The 16,060-nt window shown below is 59.5% G+C and carries 12 protein-coding genes; 8 read left to right on the top strand and 4 right to left on the bottom strand.

All coding sequences use genetic code 11. The features are described 5' to 3' along the window. Positions 1 to 72: 72 nt before the first annotated feature. Positions 73 to 1,086 carry a UDP-glucose 4-epimerase GalE gene (gene galE, locus OKC44_RS16525; RefSeq protein WP_270814158.1) on the bottom strand — a complete coding sequence of 338 codons (1,014 nt, stop codon included), beginning with the start codon at positions 1,084 to 1,086 and terminating at the stop codon, positions 73 to 75. Positions 1,087 to 1,290: 204 nt separating this feature from the next. Between galE and OKC44_RS16520 the strand changes: the two genes are divergently transcribed. The 6 genes from OKC44_RS16520 (at position 1,291) to OKC44_RS16495 (ending at position 11,199) form a co-directional block, all read left to right on the top strand. After that, the gene (locus OKC44_RS16520) at positions 1,291 to 2,295 is read left to right on the top strand and encodes a substrate-binding domain-containing protein (RefSeq protein ID WP_268037682.1); all 1,005 of its coding nucleotides are present in this window, start codon (positions 1,291 to 1,293) and stop codon (positions 2,293 to 2,295) included. A 218-nt stretch (positions 2,296 to 2,513) separates the two neighbouring features. After that, positions 2,514 to 5,591 carry a beta-galactosidase gene (locus OKC44_RS16515; protein ID WP_270814153.1) on the top strand — a complete coding sequence of 1,026 codons (3,078 nt, stop codon included), beginning with the start codon at positions 2,514 to 2,516 and terminating at the stop codon, positions 5,589 to 5,591. A 234-nt stretch (positions 5,592 to 5,825) separates the two neighbouring features. Continuing rightward, entirely contained in the window at positions 5,826 to 6,812 is a 987-nt protein-coding gene (gene mglB / locus OKC44_RS16510) for a galactose/glucose ABC transporter substrate-binding protein MglB (protein ID WP_011707762.1), read from the top strand. 54 nt (positions 6,813 to 6,866) lie between these two features. Next, positions 6,867 to 8,387 (top strand): galactose/methyl galactoside ABC transporter ATP-binding protein MglA, encoded by a 1,521-nt coding sequence (gene mglA, locus OKC44_RS16505; RefSeq protein ID WP_029302302.1) that lies wholly within the window; start codon positions 6,867 to 6,869, stop codon positions 8,385 to 8,387. 16 nt (positions 8,388 to 8,403) lie between these two features. After that, complete coding sequence (gene mglC, locus OKC44_RS16500) at positions 8,404 to 9,414, top strand: galactose/methyl galactoside ABC transporter permease MglC (RefSeq protein WP_011707760.1); 1,011 nt, start codon at positions 8,404 to 8,406, stop codon at positions 9,412 to 9,414. A gap of 51 nt (positions 9,415 to 9,465) precedes the next feature. Then, positions 9,466 to 11,199 (top strand): methyl-accepting chemotaxis protein, encoded by a 1,734-nt coding sequence (locus OKC44_RS16495; protein ID WP_270814151.1) that lies wholly within the window; start codon positions 9,466 to 9,468, stop codon positions 11,197 to 11,199. Positions 11,200 to 11,799: 600 nt separating this feature from the next. On the opposite strand, the gene OKC44_RS16490 is transcribed toward OKC44_RS16495, so the two are convergent. From OKC44_RS16490 to OKC44_RS16480, 3 genes are all read right to left on the bottom strand, one after another. Next, a complete protein-coding gene (locus OKC44_RS16490; protein WP_011707758.1) occupies positions 11,800 to 12,168 on the bottom strand; it encodes a CopG family transcriptional regulator in 369 nt (122 codons plus the stop codon). Between the two features lies 1 nt (position 12,169). After that, positions 12,170 to 12,817 (bottom strand): AAA family ATPase, encoded by a 648-nt coding sequence (locus OKC44_RS16485; protein WP_270814149.1) that lies wholly within the window; start codon positions 12,815 to 12,817, stop codon positions 12,170 to 12,172. A gap of 100 nt (positions 12,818 to 12,917) precedes the next feature. Beyond that, positions 12,918 to 13,094 carry a hypothetical protein gene (locus tag OKC44_RS16480; RefSeq protein WP_175393763.1) on the bottom strand — a complete coding sequence of 59 codons (177 nt, stop codon included), beginning with the start codon at positions 13,092 to 13,094 and terminating at the stop codon, positions 12,918 to 12,920. A 745-nt stretch (positions 13,095 to 13,839) separates the two neighbouring features. On the opposite strand from OKC44_RS16480, the gene arcA reads away from it, so the two are divergent. Both arcA and arcC read left to right on the top strand, forming a co-directional pair. After that, on the top strand, positions 13,840 to 15,060 hold the full coding sequence (gene arcA, locus OKC44_RS16475; RefSeq protein WP_011707755.1) for an arginine deiminase: 1,221 nt from the start codon (positions 13,840 to 13,842) through the stop codon (positions 15,058 to 15,060). Positions 15,061 to 15,123: 63 nt separating this feature from the next. Beyond that, positions 15,124 to 16,050 (top strand): carbamate kinase, encoded by a 927-nt coding sequence (gene arcC, locus OKC44_RS16470; protein WP_011707754.1) that lies wholly within the window; start codon positions 15,124 to 15,126, stop codon positions 16,048 to 16,050. Positions 16,051 to 16,060: the final 10 nt, after the last annotated feature.

Genomic DNA, 16,060 nt, shown 5'->3' with positions numbered 1-16,060 from the left:
CAGTGATGAGGGCGGGTGCGCCTCTCATCTGTGGCCCCTCTCCCGCGACGGGAGAAGGGAGCAAAACGGACATCACGCCTCGTACCCCTGGGGGTTGGCGGATTGCCAGCGCCAGCTGTCGGCACACATGGCGGCCAGATCCCGCCGGGCACGCCAGCCCAGCTCGCGTTCGGCCTTGGCGGGATCGGCCCAGCATTCGGCGATGTCGCCCGGGCGTCTTGGTTCGATGCGATAGGGCAAGGGGCGGCCGCTGGCCGTCTCGAACGCCGCGACCATCTGCAGCACGCTCTGGCCCTGGCCCGTGCCCAGGTTGTAGACGTGCACGCCGCCCTTGCTGGCGCAGTGCTGCAGCGCCTTGACGTGCCCTTCGGCGAGATCCATCACGTGGATGTAGTCGCGTACGCCGGTGCCGTCGACGGTGGGGTAATCGTTACCAAAGACGGAAAGGTAATCGCGCCGGCCAATGGCGACCTGGGTCAAAAACGGCATGAGGTTGTTGGGGATCCCCTGGGGATCTTCCCCCATGGTGCCCGACTCGTGGGCGCCGACCGGGTTGAAGTAGCGCAGCAGGGTCATGCTCCAGTGCGGCTCGGCCCGCTGCAGATCCTCGAGGATCTCTTCGATGATCAGCTTGGAACGGCCGTAGGGGTTGGTGGCGCTGCGCGGGAAATCCTCCCGGATGGGGGTGCTGGCCGGGTCGCCGTAGACGGTGGCCGACGAGCTGAACACCAGGTTATGGACGCCGGCCCGTTGCATTGCCTGCAGCAATACCAGGGTGCCGCTCAGGTTGTTCTCGTAGTATGCGAGGGGGAGGCGGGTGGACTCGCCGACCGCCTTGAGGGCGGCAAAGTGGATCACGGCGTCGATCCGTTGCTCGCTGAAGATGCGATCCAGCAGAGCCGGGTCACGGATGTCCCCCTGATAGAAGCGGGGCTCGCGCCCGCTGATGGCGGCGATGCGAGCCAGTACGCCCGCCTTGCTGTTGCAGAGGTTGTCCACCACCACGGGCTCCATGCCAGCCGCTTGCAGTGCTAGGCAGGTGTGGCTGCCGATGTAGCCGCAGCCGCCGGTGACCAGTACTTTCATCCTCATCTCCACGCTGAAAAAAGCCTGTGAAGGAGTCTAGCCGAGGGGCCGGCGGGCAAACTGTGAACTGGCTAACAAATATGTGTAAACGATTACACTTGTTTTGATGGTCATCATTTCAGCAATATGGTTTTCCCCCCTGTTATCAGTGACATTGCTCGGTATAATGGCGCCATCCCGAGCCGTGAAATAAGTGAAAACAGCATGAGTACCATCAAGGATGTCGCCCGTTTGGCCAACGTATCGGTGGCAACGGTTTCACGGGTGATGAACAACTCACCCAAGGCCAGTGCCGCCTCCCGCGAGGTGGTACAGAAGGCCATGGCCGAACTGGGCTACACCCCCAATGCCAACGCGAGGGCACTGGTCAGCCAGACCTGTGACACCATGGGGGTGCTGGTGGGCGACGTGGCGGATCCCTTCTTCGGCGCCCTGGTCAAGGGGGTGGCCGCGGTGGCGGTGGAACAGGGTCTGCACCTGTTGATGGGTAATGGTTTTCACAAGGCACGGCAGGAGCGCGAATCCATCGAACTGCTGATCGGCAAGCGCTGCGAGGCACTGGTGGTGCACAGCAAGGCGCTGAGCGACGAGGAGCTGATCGACTACGCGCTGCGGGTGCCCGGCATGGTGCTGATCAACCGCGACATCCCGGCACTCAAGGGGCGCTGCATCGCACTCAACAACCGGCAGGGGGCCGCCACGGCGACCCGCCATCTGCTGGAGCTGGGCCACCGCCACATTGCCTTCCTGAGTTCGGATCACGCCATCGAGGATGCCATCCTGCGGCTGCAGGGCTATCAGGATGCGCTGGCCGAGGCGGGGCTGCGCGCCGATCCCGAGCTGGTGGAGAGCGGCATGCCCAACGAGGAGGGCGGTGAGCGCGCCATGCTCAACCTGCTGGCCAAGGGGCTGCCCATCACGGCCGTGGTGGCCTACAACGATGCCATGGCGGCGGGGGCCATCTCGGTGCTGGCGGACAACGGCCTCAAGGTGCCGGAGGAGGTGTCGGTGGTGGGCTTCGATGACATCATCTATGCCAGATACCTGCGCCCCAAGCTCTCCACCATGCGCTATCCGGTTGAACTGATGGCAGCCCAGGCGGCCAAGCTGGCACTGCAGCTGGCGGCGGGGGAAAGCGAGGTGGTGCAGAGCCGCATTTACACCCCGACCCTGATCAACCGCCACTCGGTGGCTCCCGTTCGAAGCTGATCCCTTTCATTTACCTCCGTTTACCGCTCCGGATCGCCGTTTTTGCGGCGCTTGATCCGGAGCCTTCGCCTTTTACCTGCATTTAGCGCATTTTTACCCTGTTTTACTTAACAAATTCAGTGTAATCGTTTACATCTGTGTGAGCGAGATCGCCGATCACCGGGCAAAACTCCCCTACACTGCATACGTTTTCGGCGTTCATGCAGGGAGAGAGAAGAATGCTCAGGGAGATAGTGGCCCGTCAGGACTGGCAGACCCAGGCGATTACCGCAGTGAATCGGCTGTCTGCCCATACCCCCTTGTTCAGCTGGCGCAGCGAAGCCGCAGCGCGAGATGATCTCGCCTCGCCATCGCGCACCCTGCTGGACGGGGAGTGGCGTTTCTCCTTCTTCGCGGCGCCCGAGCTGGTGCCGGAGCACTGGCTGGTCAAGGATCTGCCGGATGCCTGCTCCATCAAGGTGCCGGGCAACTGGCAGCTGGATGCGGCCTACCCAGGGTTGCGGCCTGCGACAGATGTGCCCATCTACACCAACATCAAATATCCCTTCCCGTGCGATCCACCGCGGGTGCCGGCCGAGAATCCCACCGGTTGCTACTCCCGCAAGTTCAGCGTGCCGGCCGACTGGCTCGCCAGCGGTCAGACCCGGATCATCTTCGATGGGGTGGACAGCGCCTTTCACCTCTTCTGCAACGGTCGCTGGGTCGGTTACTCCCAGGACAGCCGGCTGCCTGCCGAGTTTGACCTGACCTCTTTCCTCTGCGGCGGTGACAACCGGCTAGCAGTGCTGGTGCTGCGCTGGTCCGACGGCTCCTATCTGGAAGATCAGGACATGTGGCGCATGAGCGGCATCTTCCGCTCCGTCAGCCTGCTGCACAAACCGGTCCGTCATCTGATGGATATTCGGGTCACCCCAGAGCTGGACGCCTGCTATCGGGATGGTCGTCTCAAAATTGCGTTGCAGGCAGCCAATGGGGCTGGTCTGTCGGTGGCGGCCAATCTCTATGACGGCGGTGAGCGGGTGGCGACCCTGCGCCAGCCGATCGGCACGCAAGCCATTGACGAGAAAGGGGCGTATGACGATCGCGCCGAGTGCTGGCTCGAGGTGGCGGCCCCGCGCAAGTGGAGCGCCGAGACCCCCCACATCTATCGCCTCACCCTGACCCTGCTGGACGAGCAGGGGGAACCCATCGAGAGCGAAGCCTATGACGTGGGCTTTCGGGCGGTGGAGATCCGTGGCGGCCTGCTGCGGGTCAACGGCCAGCCGCTGCTCATTCGCGGCGCCAACCGTCACGAACACGATGCGGCCAACGGCCATGTGGTGACCCCCGCCGCCATCGAGCAGGATCTGCTGTTGATGAAGTGGCACAACTTCAACGCGGTGCGCTGTTCTCACTATCCCAATCACCCCGAGCTTTATCGGCTGTGCGACCGGCTTGGCCTCTACGTGGTGGACGAGGCGAACCTGGAGACCCACGGCATGACCCCCATGGGGCGGCTGGCGCGGGATCCCGCCTGGAGCAACGCCTTCTTGGAGCGGGTGACCCGCATGGTGGCCCGCGACTTCAATCACCCCAGCATCATCATCTGGTCCCTTGGCAACGAGTCGGGTTACGGCCCGGCCCACGATGCCATGTATGGCTGGGTCAAGCGGGCGGATCCGAGCCGTCCGGTGCAATACGAAGGGGGTGGAGCCGATACGCCGGCCACCGACATCATCTGCCCCATGTATGCCCGCACCCATCAGGATCAGCCTTTCCCGGCGGTGCCCAAGTGGGCGCTGGCCAAGTGGATCGGCCTGCCAGGAGAAACCCGTCCGCTGATCCTGTGCGAATACGCCCACGCCATGGGCAACAGCCTGGGGGGCTATGCCCACTACTGGCAGGCATTTCGCGATCATCCGCGGCTGCAGGGTGGTTTCGTCTGGGATTGGGTCGATCAGGGACTGGACAAGCTGACCGATGACGGCCGCCATTTCTGGGCCTATGGCGGTGATTTCGGCGATACCCCGAATGATCGCCAGTTCTGCTGTAACGGCCTGGTGTTCCCCGATCGTACCCCCCATCCTGCCCTGTTTGAGGCAAAACGTGCCCAGCAGCCGTTCGGGTTGAGGCTGCTCGAGCGGCAACCGCTGACGGTCGAGATCCGCAGCGAATACCTGTTTCGCGATACGGACAACGAGCGGTTGCAGTGGCGGTTGTGCGAAGACGGCGTAGTGGTGGGCCAGGGTGAATGCCCACTCACCCTGGCACCGCAGGGAAGCGTGACGCTGACTCTGCTGGAGCGGTTGCCGGCCTTTGCGCCGGGAGCGCTCGCTTGGCTGGATCTCGCCATCGTGCAGCCTGCCACCACGCCCTGGTCTGCGGCCGGTCACGAGGTGGCGCGCCAGCAATGCATGTTGCCTGCGCCGCTGGCACTGCCCGCCACCCGCACGCCGGCTACCTTTATCGAGCTGGCGGATGGCTGGCAGATCCGGGCGGCCGCCAGCGAGTGGCGGCTGGACAAGGCCAGCGGCCGCATCCAAAGCTGGTGCAAGCTGGGCCGCGAGCAACTGAAAGAGGCCATCGCCGATCACTTCTATCGGGCACCGCTCGACAACGACATCGGTACCAGCGAGGCGGACCACGCCGATCCCAACGCCTGGATCGCTCGCTGGCAGGAGGCCGGGCTCAATGAGTTGCAGCATCGCTGCCTCGATATGGTAGTGAGCCCTGACCAAGGGGTTGTGACGGTGTGTCACGGCTACTTCGTCGGCGAGGCGCTCAAGCTGCTGACCCGCTGGCGCCACGAGTTCGATCAGGATGGCGCCATGCGCCTCGCCATCGAGGTGCAGGTGGCGGCCGAGATGCCCTCTCTGCCGCGCATCGGCGCCCGGCTCTGGCTGACCGACGAGGTGCTGGCGGCAGGGGAGGAAGTGAGCTGGCTGGGGCGCGGCCCGCATGAGAACTATCCGGATCGCCTGCTGGCTGCCGACCTCGGTCGTTGGCAGTCGTCGCTCGATGCGCTGCACACCGCGTATGTGTTCCCGACCGACAACGGGCTGCGCTGTGACACCCGCCAGCTGCAGCTGGGTACTGTCGAGGTCGAGGGGCTGTTCCATTTCAGCTTGAGCCGCTTCAGTCAGCAGCAGCTGGTACAGGCCCGCCACCAGACCGATCTGGTGGCCGAGGGAGGGCTGCATCTCTGTCTCGATGGCTTTCATATGGGGATTGGGGGCGATGACTCCTGGAGCCAGAGCGTGCGGCCGGAATATTGGTTGCAGCCGGGCGGCTACTATTGGAACTGTGTTCTACGCTGAATCTGAGCGATTGCTTAACAAGAAAGAGCCTCGTTCAGGGCTTTATCCTCAGCGATCAAATGTAACTGCATGATTTTTAATTGATTTGTTGCTATGTAACAGAGTGTAAACGTTTTCATTTTGTTGTCATGATCACAGATTGTCATACAACAAACTGATTACATTAGGCTGGCGCCAGTTCACTTGGTGTACAGCATTCCCTACAAAAACAGATAGAGAGATCGGAGCATAACAATGAAAAAGATCACGACCATTGCCGCCGTACTGATGAGCCTGATGGCTGGAGCCACCGCTCATGCCGAAACCCGCATCGGGGTGACCGTCTACAAATACGACGACAACTTCATGGCGGTAGTGCGCAAGGCAATCGAGAAGGAAGCGGCGGCCAACCCGGGGGTGGAGCTGCTGATGAATGACTCCCAGAATGACCAGTCCAAGCAGAACGATCAGGTCGACGTACTGCTGGCCAAAGGCGTGAAGGCGCTGGCCATCAACCTGGTTGACCCGGCGGCGGCCCCGGTCGTGATCGAGAAGGCCCGTGGCGAGGACGTGCCCGTGGTGTTCTACAATAAGGAGCCGAGCGCTGCCGATCTCGCCAGCTATGACAAGGCTTACTACGTGGGTACCGACTCCAAGGAGTCAGGCATCATCCAGGGTCAGCTGATCGCCAAGCACTGGAAAGCCAACCCGGCCTGGGATCTGAACAAGGATGGCGTCATCCAGTTCGTGCTGCTGAAAGGGGAGCCGGGTCACCCCGACGCCGAAGCCCGTACCACCTACGTCATCAAGACGCTGAACGACGGCGGCATCAAGACCGAGCAGCTGCACATGGATACCGGTATGTGGGATACCGCCATGGCCAAGGACAAGATGGACGCTTGGATCTCCGGCCCCAACGCCAACAAGATCGAAGTGGTCATCGCCAACAACGATGGCATGGCGATGGGTGCCGTCGAGTCGCTGAAGGCCCAGGGCAAGACCGCCATCCCGGTATTCGGGGTTGATGCCCTGCCGGAAGCGCTGGCACTGGTCAAGAGCGGTGCCATGGCCGGTACCGTGCTGAACGATGCCGCCAACCAGGCCAAGGCAACCTACGAGCTGACCAAGAACCTGGCGGAAGGCAAAGCGGCCGGTGAAGGCACCAAGTGGAACATCGTCAACAAGGTTGTGCGCGTTCCCTACGTTGGTGTCGATGCTGACAACCTGTCCAAATTCGAATAATTCCCTCCTCCCGGGCAAGGGGTCTCCCCTTGCCCTCAGTTTCAACCAGATGTGATGGCTGATATGACAACACAGCAACAATCAGAATGGCTGTTGGAGATGATTGACGTCAGTAAAAGCTTTCCCGGCGTCAAGGCACTCGATAATGTCAATTTACGGGTCCGTCCTCATTCTGTGCATGCGTTGATGGGCGAGAACGGGGCAGGAAAATCCACGTTGCTCAAGTGCCTGTTCGGCATTTACGAGAAGGATCAGGGCAAGATCTTCTTCAAGGGGCAGGAGATCAACTTCACCTCCTCCAAAGAGGCGCTGGAGAATGGCGTCTCCATGGTGCATCAGGAGTTGAACCTGGTGCTGCAGCGCTCGGTGATGGACAACATGTGGCTCGGCCGCTATCCCACCAAGGGGCTGTTCGTCGACCACGGCAAGATGTATCAGGACACCAAGCATATCTTCGACGAGCTGGACATCGACATCGACCCAAGGGTCAAGGTCGGTACCCTCTCCGTCTCCCAGATGCAGATGATCGAGATCGCCAAGGCGTTCTCCTATGACGCCAAGATCGTCATCATGGACGAGCCCACCTCCTCGCTGACCGAGAAAGAGGTGAGCCATCTCTTCAAGATCATCAACAAGCTCAAGGAGAAGGGCTGCGGCATCGTCTACATCTCCCACAAGATGGAAGAGATCTTCCAGCTGTGTGACGAGATCACCATATTGCGGGATGGCCAGTGGGTGGCGACCCAGCCGCTCAAGGGCATGACCATGGATCAGATCATCGGCATGATGGTCGGCCGTGAGTTGACCCAGCGCTTCCCGGAGAAGACCAACCAGCCGAAAGAGGTGATCCTCGAAGTCGAGCATCTGACGGCGAAGAACCAGCCCTCCATTCAGGACATCACCTTCAACCTGCACAAGGGGGAGATCCTCGGCATCGCCGGACTGGTGGGGGCCAAGCGCACCGACATCGTCGAGACCCTGTTCGGCATCCGCGATCGCAGTGAAGGGGTCATCAAGCTGCACGGTCAGCCGGTGGCGAACCACAATGCTCACGAGGCGATCCGCAACGGCTTTGCACTGGTGACCGAGGAGCGGCGCTCCACTGGCATCTATTCGCGCCTCGACATCGCCTTCAACTCCCTGATCGCCAACATGGACAACTACAAGGGTTCCATGGGGCTGCTCAGCGACAACAAGATGAAGAGCGATACCCAGTGGGTCATCGACTCCATGCGGGTCAAGACACCGACCCAGCAGACCCAGATCGGCTCCCTCTCGGGGGGCAACCAGCAGAAGGTGATCATCGGCCGCTGGCTGCTGACCCAGCCGGAGATCCTGATGCTGGATGAACCGACTCGCGGCATCGACGTGGGGGCCAAGTTCGAGATTTATCAGCTCATCCTGGAGCTGGCGAAGAAAGACAAGGGCATCATCATCATCTCGTCGGAAATGCCCGAACTGCTCGGCATCACGGATCGCATCATGGTCATGAGCAATGGCCGGGTCGCCGGGATCGTCAATACCAAAGAAACTGACCAGAGCGAGATACTGCGCCTGGCATCTCTGTACCTCTAGAGACAGGAAGACATTTATGGAGTCGGCTAAAAATTTCAATCTGATGCGGGCGCTCAAGGAGAACGGCATCTACGTGGTGCTGCTGGTGCTGCTCATGATCATCGTGATCAAGGAACCCTCCTTCCTGAGTCTCACCAACTTCAGCAACATCCTGACCCAGTCTTCGGTACGGGTCATCATAGCGCTGGGGGTGGCTGGCATCATCATCACCCAGGGGACGGATCTGTCGGCCGGTCGTCAGGTTGGCCTGGCGGCGCTCATCGCGGCGACCATGCTGCAGGCGCTGACCAACGTCAACAAGGTGTTTCCCAGCCTGGGCGAGGTGCCCATTCCGGCGGTGATCCTGCTGGTGTGCGTGGTGGGGGCCCTGATTGGTCTGGTCAACGGTCTCATCGTGGCTTATCTGAACGTCACCCCGTTCATTACCACCCTGGGGACCATGATCATCGTCTACGGCATCAACTCCCTCTACTTTGACTCGGTGGGCGCCTCGCCGGTAGCCGGTTTTGACCCCCGTTTCTCCAGCTTCGCGCAGGGGTTCATCAAGCTGGGCGGCTTCAAGCTATCCTATCTGACCTTCTACGCCGCCATCGCCAGCGTGTTCGTCTGGGTACTGTGGAACAAGACCCGCTTTGGCAAGAACATCTTCGCCATCGGCGGCAACCCGGAAGCCGCCAAGGTCTCCGGCGTCAACGTGGCGGTCAACCTGGTGATGATCTATGCGCTGGCTGGGGTGTTCTACGCCTTCGGCGGCATGCTGGAAGCGGGCCGGATCGGCAGTGCCACCAACAACCTCGGCTTCATGTATGAACTCGATGCCATCGCCGCCTGCGTGGTGGGCGGGGTGTCGTTTGCCGGCGGGGTGGGCACGGTCGCCGGGGTGATCACCGGGGTACTCATCTTTACATTGATCAACTATGGTTTGACCTATATCGGGGTCAGCCCTTACTGGCAGTTCATCATCAAGGGCGGCATCATCATTCTGGCGGTGGCGCTGGACTCCATGAAGTACGCCAAGAAGAAATAACGATTGGCAGAGAGGGTTGGCAGTGCCAGCCCTCTCTTCTGGAGGGATCCCATGCCATTCAAGGTCAAGATTTACGTCTTGCTGCTGCTGGCCATTCTGGTCACCATCGGCACTGCCTGGTTCAGCGTCAATCACTTCATCAGCGCCTACATCCGCACCCAGGCCACCCAGAACATCAACGAGCAGATCACCCTGGTCAAAGAGAAGCTGGCCAGCGACATCAATCAGAAAATCCTGCTGGCGGCCAACCTCAACTTCGGGGTGACCAACGTCAAGAAGACGCTGGAAGAGACCGGCTTTCACAATATCGTCAAGGTGATCGGCGACATGGCGTTCGACGTGAGCGGGGTCATCAACGATACGGCCAAGGTCGATGCGCTGCGCAAACTGATCCCCGCCGCCAACAACCAGATCACCGTCAGCCCGCTGCAGCAGGTGGATGGCAAGCCCGTCATCTCCATTCTGGTGCCGCGAGGGGCCGACTCTGCCTACCTTTATTACCTCGACATGAGCGAGTTCAAGAACCTGCTGGAGAAGGTGAGCGGCGAGGGGCGTTACTTCTCGCTGGCCGATGGCCAGGGCAATGTGCTCTACAGCAGCAAACCGCGGGGAGAGAACGAGGCTCGTCCCAATCCGCTGGATATCCGTGGCAGCAGCTGGACGCTGACCGGCTACATCGATCTCGACTACATCCGCACCATGACCCAGGCGCTCAACGGCCAGATCATCATGGCGTTGCTCGGGGTGGCGGTGGTGGTGATGGTGCTCGCCATACTGGCGCTCAATCTCGCCTACCGTCCCATCCTTTCGCTGCGGGATCTGGTGCTGGAGCTCTCCCGTGGCAGCGGCGACCTGACCCGTCGGCTGGCGGTAACCAGTACCGATGATCTGGGCCAGATTTCGGCCGGCATCAACCGCTTTATCGAGCGGCTGCAGGAGATGATGAACGAGGTACGGCAGGCCAGCGGCCAGCTCAACAGCGGTATCGAGGGGCTGGCCAGCCAGACCGGGGCCGCCCAGTCCCTGCTGGCAGATCATGTGCGGGAAACCGAACAGGTGGTGACCGCCATCAACGAGATGAGTCGCACCGCCGTCTCCGTCTCTGAGAGTGCGGCCAGCACAGCCCAGCTGACCGGCCAGAGCCAGCAGCTGGCGAGCCAGTCCCGTCAGGTGGTGGATCAGGCTATGGCCAGCGTGATGGCGCTGGTGGACGAGGTGGAGGCCACTGCCCGCTCCATCGAGGCGATGCAGCAGGATGTGCAGCAGATTGGCTCCGTGTTGGGGGTTATCGGCAGCATAGCCGAGCAGACCAACCTGCTGGCCCTCAACGCCGCCATCGAGGCGGCCCGCGCTGGCGAACAGGGGCGTGGTTTTGCGGTGGTGGCCGACGAGGTGCGCTCCCTTGCCGCTCGCACCCAGCAGAGCACGGCGGAGATCCAGACCATGCTGGCCAGTCTGCAGCGGGGTACCCAGACGGTGGTGGATGCCATGAGCAACACCAAGCAGAGTTGCCAGGGCGCCGCCGAGAACACCACCCGGGTCAATGAATCGCTGGATCTGATGGCAGGAGAGGTGGTGGAGATCAACGATCTTATCAGCCACATTGCCACGGCGGCGGAACAGCAGAGTGCGGTAGCTGAAGAGATCAATCGCAACATGAGTGCGATTGCCGAGGTGATCCGGCAGCTGACTCACAACGGGGAGGAGACGGTAGCCAGCTCAGCCGCGATGCAGCAGACCTACGACAGGTTACGGGAGATCGTGGGCCACTTCCGGCTCGAGTAGATACGGGAGGCTGGCCGCCGAAGAAAATGGCCAAAAAAGATGGGGGCGACTTGCGTCGCCCCCGATAGTCTTATCGCTCATGTCCTTGAACGAAGTTGCTCCCTGCAATCCCTGACTATACCTCTTCCTTTAGGTTTCCCCTTCCCAATCCTTTGGGGTGTCCTTTAGCCATCATGGCCTGACGAGTCATCCGTTCCCGTCGCACTTTCTCCGTCCTGGGAGGTGTCCTTTACCACATCCTGTGGTGAGTCCATTTGCCCAACCCTGGCAGCCAGTCTTCCTGACCGACTTCATTGCGTCCGTGCAGGAGTAACTATAAGGATTTCACGGGGCACGACAACGGTAGATTAAAAAACGTTTTTACGTATCTCGTTACGAAGGAAACTTGTTTCGATATATTTCATTTTAAATCAGTGGGTTGATTTATTTATGTTCAGGTTTCTTGATCCTATCTTCCGACTATCGCGAGAGCTTTTTCGGCGCTTTGCTCACGAGGTGAATGGCGAATGTCTCACAAGCTGTTTAACCGGGGTTCAGAAAAGGATAAGGGGAGCAGAGCGCGGGGAACTGGGGGCGATAATCAGTGTCATGATTGTCGTGTCAGTTGTGTTCCTGGAGCCGTTCATAGATGGTTTGGCGCTCTTCCGGGCTCAAGGAGGAGAAATAATGGGTAAACAGACGCAGCAACAGGGATTTGTTCATGCCATCCTGCTGGGTCAGGCTGCCAAGCTCGTCGATGGCCGTGGTACTCAGGGAAAAGGTCGCTTTTTTGTAGCTGGGTTTCAGGTGTTCACCGTTTTCGATGAAGGCGAGTGCAGTGAGGGCTTCCTCCCGATGCAGATTCAGCTCCAGGCTGACAACCTTGGGTTTGCCCTTGGCGTAGAAGTCAGCATCTTCGATGAACTCGTCAATGGTGAACTTCTTCTGATGATGCAGATTGTGTTTCTTCTTCAGGTCGGCAAGGCCCATCTCACACCCCCAGCTCCAGAAACTCCTTGGCGATGGCCCGGATCTCTTCGGCCGATTTGCCATCCGGTTCTATTTCCATCACCGACAACCCCTTCTCCTCGCTGTCATCGTAGACATTGCGGCCATAGGTAATGGAGCTGAGTACGTCGACACCGAAGGAAGAGCACACCTCCTTGGCCTCTAGGATCCGTTTCACCTGGTTGGGCAGGGCAGGGCACTGGGTCAGCACCACGGCTGCCCGCAGGCTGGGGTTGACCATCTTGCAGGTGGTGATGAGGTCTTCCATGTGCGGCAAGGTCTTGAGGTCGCGGCGCTTGGGGCGCAGCGGGATCAGGGCGTGGGTGGCAACTGCCATGGTAGAACGCAATGCCCGGTTGTCCTGGCCGCCGCAATCGACGATGAGATAGTCATAGCGGTTTTTCAGGCTGAGCAGGTCGTTGCGGATGTTGCCGTAGAGTTGAACACAATTTATCTGGGGCAGGTCCGGATTGTCATTGCGCTCCTGGATCCAGTCCGAGGTGGTGCGCTGTGGATCGCAATCGACCAGCAACACCTCGCCATGAAACTGGGTCCTGAGGTAAACCGCCAGATTCTGGGCCAGGCAACTCTTGCCGCTCCCCCCTTTTTCGCCACCGACCAGCAGGATCATGACCGTCTCCTATCCCTATGAAAAACAGCTGCATTGAGTATAGGAGGGGGTTGGGCCATGACAAGCCAAGAGGAGGTGGCCTCCTCTTGGGCTCTCACTCTCAGTAGTGCTGGCTGCCGCCATACCACTGACAGACATAGGCCGGCAGCAGCATCTGGGGAGCCTTATCGACCTGGCATACCACCAGCGGCATGGCCGGCGCCCCTTCTGCACTGACCAGTGCTGGGGTCATGGGCAGCAGCAGGCTTGCAAACAACAGCAGTGACTTGATCTTCATGGTTAGCTCCTTGGTGATAAAACGGGTGTGATCCTGATCACTTTCTGAGTTAAGCCGAGGTGGTTGGTGACGCAAGGTGCTGAAATAAATTCAACTAATGAAAAAAGTTTGAAAAGAGCCGATGGCAGGCGTCCTGAAAAATGAGCGACCAAGATGCGGGCTGGGTGCATATCCATATAAATGGTGAGCCGGCAGGTGCGCCGCAGCGGGCCTGCGCGAGCGGGTTGGGCGAGATGCCATGATCTGGGACAACAAACAGATTATTCAGTGAGCAGGCAGGCAATGACTATTTATTTCCCCGTATCACCGCTTTGAAATCTCATAAAATTCAATTTTTTGCATATTAAATTCAATGAATGTTGATTTTGTTTTTATCTCTATGAAATTGAAGGTTTTTTGTTTTTATATATATCCCTTAGTAGATATGGCGGATGAATGAAACAAGAAGAAATATGAAAAATTCACGATGAAAAGTGCGTATTTAAACGAAGGTGATGAATGGGGAATTGTCAGTTCTGTTATCCCTATCAAAGAATAAACCGTGATTTTATTCAGTTATAAGTGAATGTGATCAATGTCTAAGTTTGGTGTGATTCGCAGGTCTAACCTCGGTCTCGAAAGGCAAGGGCAGGATAGAACACAAGCCGATTACCCTACATAAAGAATATCCCGCCTTAGCCACGAGCATGAATAGAAGGAATCTATTCAATCACTCGCAGGGACCACTGCTAGACGGAATATAATCATGAGCAAATTTTATGTAGGTTCTGAAGTTGGCCAATTGCGCCGTGTCATGTTGCACCGCCCCAACCTCAGTCTGAAGCGTCTGACTCCTTCCAACTGCCAGGATCTGCTGTTTGATGACGTCCTGTCGGTTGAACGTGCCGGTCAGGAGCACGACAAATTCGCTCAGGTACTGCGCGATCAGAATGTCGAAGTTTTCCTGCTGACCAATCTGCTGGCCGAAACCCTGGACGTGCCGGAAGCCAAAACCTGGCTGCTGCAACATCAGGTCTCCGACTATCGCCTCGGCACCTCCTTTGCCAACGACGTGCGCTGCTTCCTGGCAGACATGCCGCACCGTGAACTGGCCCGCATTCTCTCCGGCGGCCTGACCTACTCCGAGATGCCTTACAGCGGCGTCAACATGGTCGTCGGCATGCACGCCCCGACCGACTTCATCATCGAGCCGCTGCCCAACCACCTCTTTACCCGTGACACCTCCTGCTGGGTCTATGGTGGCGTTTCCATCAACCCCATGGCCAAGGCCGCCCGCCGTCGCGAGACCAATCATGTGAAGGCCATCTACCGCTGGCACCCGCAGTTTGCCGGTCAGGACTTCATCAAGTACTTCGGTGATGAAGATCGCGACTACGACAACTCCACCATCGAGGGGGGCGACGTGCTGGTCATCGGCCGCGGTTCAGTGCTCATCGGCATGTCCGAGCGCACCACGCCGCAAGGGGTCGAACACCTGGCGCGCGGCCTGTTCAAGCACGGCCAGGCCAAACAGGTCATCGCCATGCAACTGCCGAAACACCGCAGCTGCATGCACCTCGATACCGTCATGACCCACATGGACATAGACACCTTCTCTGTTTATCCGGAAGTCATCCGCAAGGATGTGAACTGCTGGAGCCTGACTCCGGGCGGCGCCACCGGCATGAACATCAAGGAAGAGGGTTACTTCGTCACCGCCATCGAGAAGGCACTGGGTGTCGATCAGCTCAAGCTCATCACCACAGGTGGTGACACCTTCGAGGCTGAGCGCGAGCAGTGGAACGATGCCAACAACGTGCTGACCGTGCGCCCCGGCGTGGTGGTGGGTTACGAGCGCAATACCTACACCAACGAGAAGTACGACAAGGCAGGCATTACAGTGCTGCCCATCCCGGGTGAAGAGCTGGGACGTGGTCGCGGCGGCGCCCGCTGCATGAGCTGCCCGATGGAACGCGACGGCATCTAACAAGACGGCGTGGCGCCGGCAAGAGGCCGGCGCCACAGATACCAAGACTCGAGAGTAACACTCATGAAAAAACCAACTGTCGTCGTCGCCCTGGGTGGCAATGCTCTGCTCCGTCGTGGCGAGCCGCTCGAAGCTGACATCCAGCGCAAAAACATCGCCACCGCCGCCAAGACCATTGCCCTGATCGCTCAGGAGTACAACGTGGTGCTGGTGCATGGCAACGGCCCGCAAGTCGGTCTGCTGGCCCTGCAAAACAGCGCCTATACCAAGGTATCCCCCTATCCGCTGGATGTGCTGGGCGCCGAGTCTCAGGGCATGATCGGCTACATGCTGATCCAGGAGCTGAAGAACCTGATGCCGAGCCGCAACGTCACCGCGCTGCTGACCCAGGTGCAGGTCGATCCCAAGGATCCGGCGTTTGCCAATCCGACCAAATTTATCGGCCCCGTCTACGAAGAGGCTGAAGCCCGCACCCTGGCAGAAGAGAAGCACTGGGTGGTCAAGGCTGACGGCAAGTTCTTCCGTCGTGTGGTGCCGTCCCCGCTGCCCCAGCGCATCGTGGAAGGCGACGCCATCGAAACCCTGATCGCTCAGGGTCACCTCATCATCTGTACCGGTGGTGGTGGCATCCCGGTGACCTGGGATGGCCAAAGCCTGACCGGCATCGAAGCCGTCATCGACAAGGACATGTCTGCCGCCTACCTGGCCAAGCAGATCAAGGCCGACGCCCTGCTGATCCTGACCGATGCCGATGCCGTCTATCTGGACTGGGGCAAACCGACCCAGCGTCCGCTGCGGATCACCAGCCCGGATGAGCTGGCCGGGGTCAAGTTCGATGCCGGCTCCATGGGGCCGAAAGTCGAAGCCTCCTGTGAATTTGTCAAAGCGACCGGCGGCATGGTCGGCATCGGTTCGCTGGAAGATGGCCTGGCCATCCTCAAGGGCGAAGCCGGTACCAATATCGTCGCCACCCGTACCGTGAATGCGTAGTTACAAATCT

This window comes from Aeromonas sp. S41-2 (assembly GCF_027705845.1).
GTDB lineage: Bacteria > Pseudomonadota > Gammaproteobacteria > Enterobacterales > Aeromonadaceae > Aeromonas > Aeromonas hydrophila.
The sequence above is the reverse complement of the archived record's forward strand: the minus strand, read 5'-3'. Positions and strand labels throughout refer to the sequence as shown.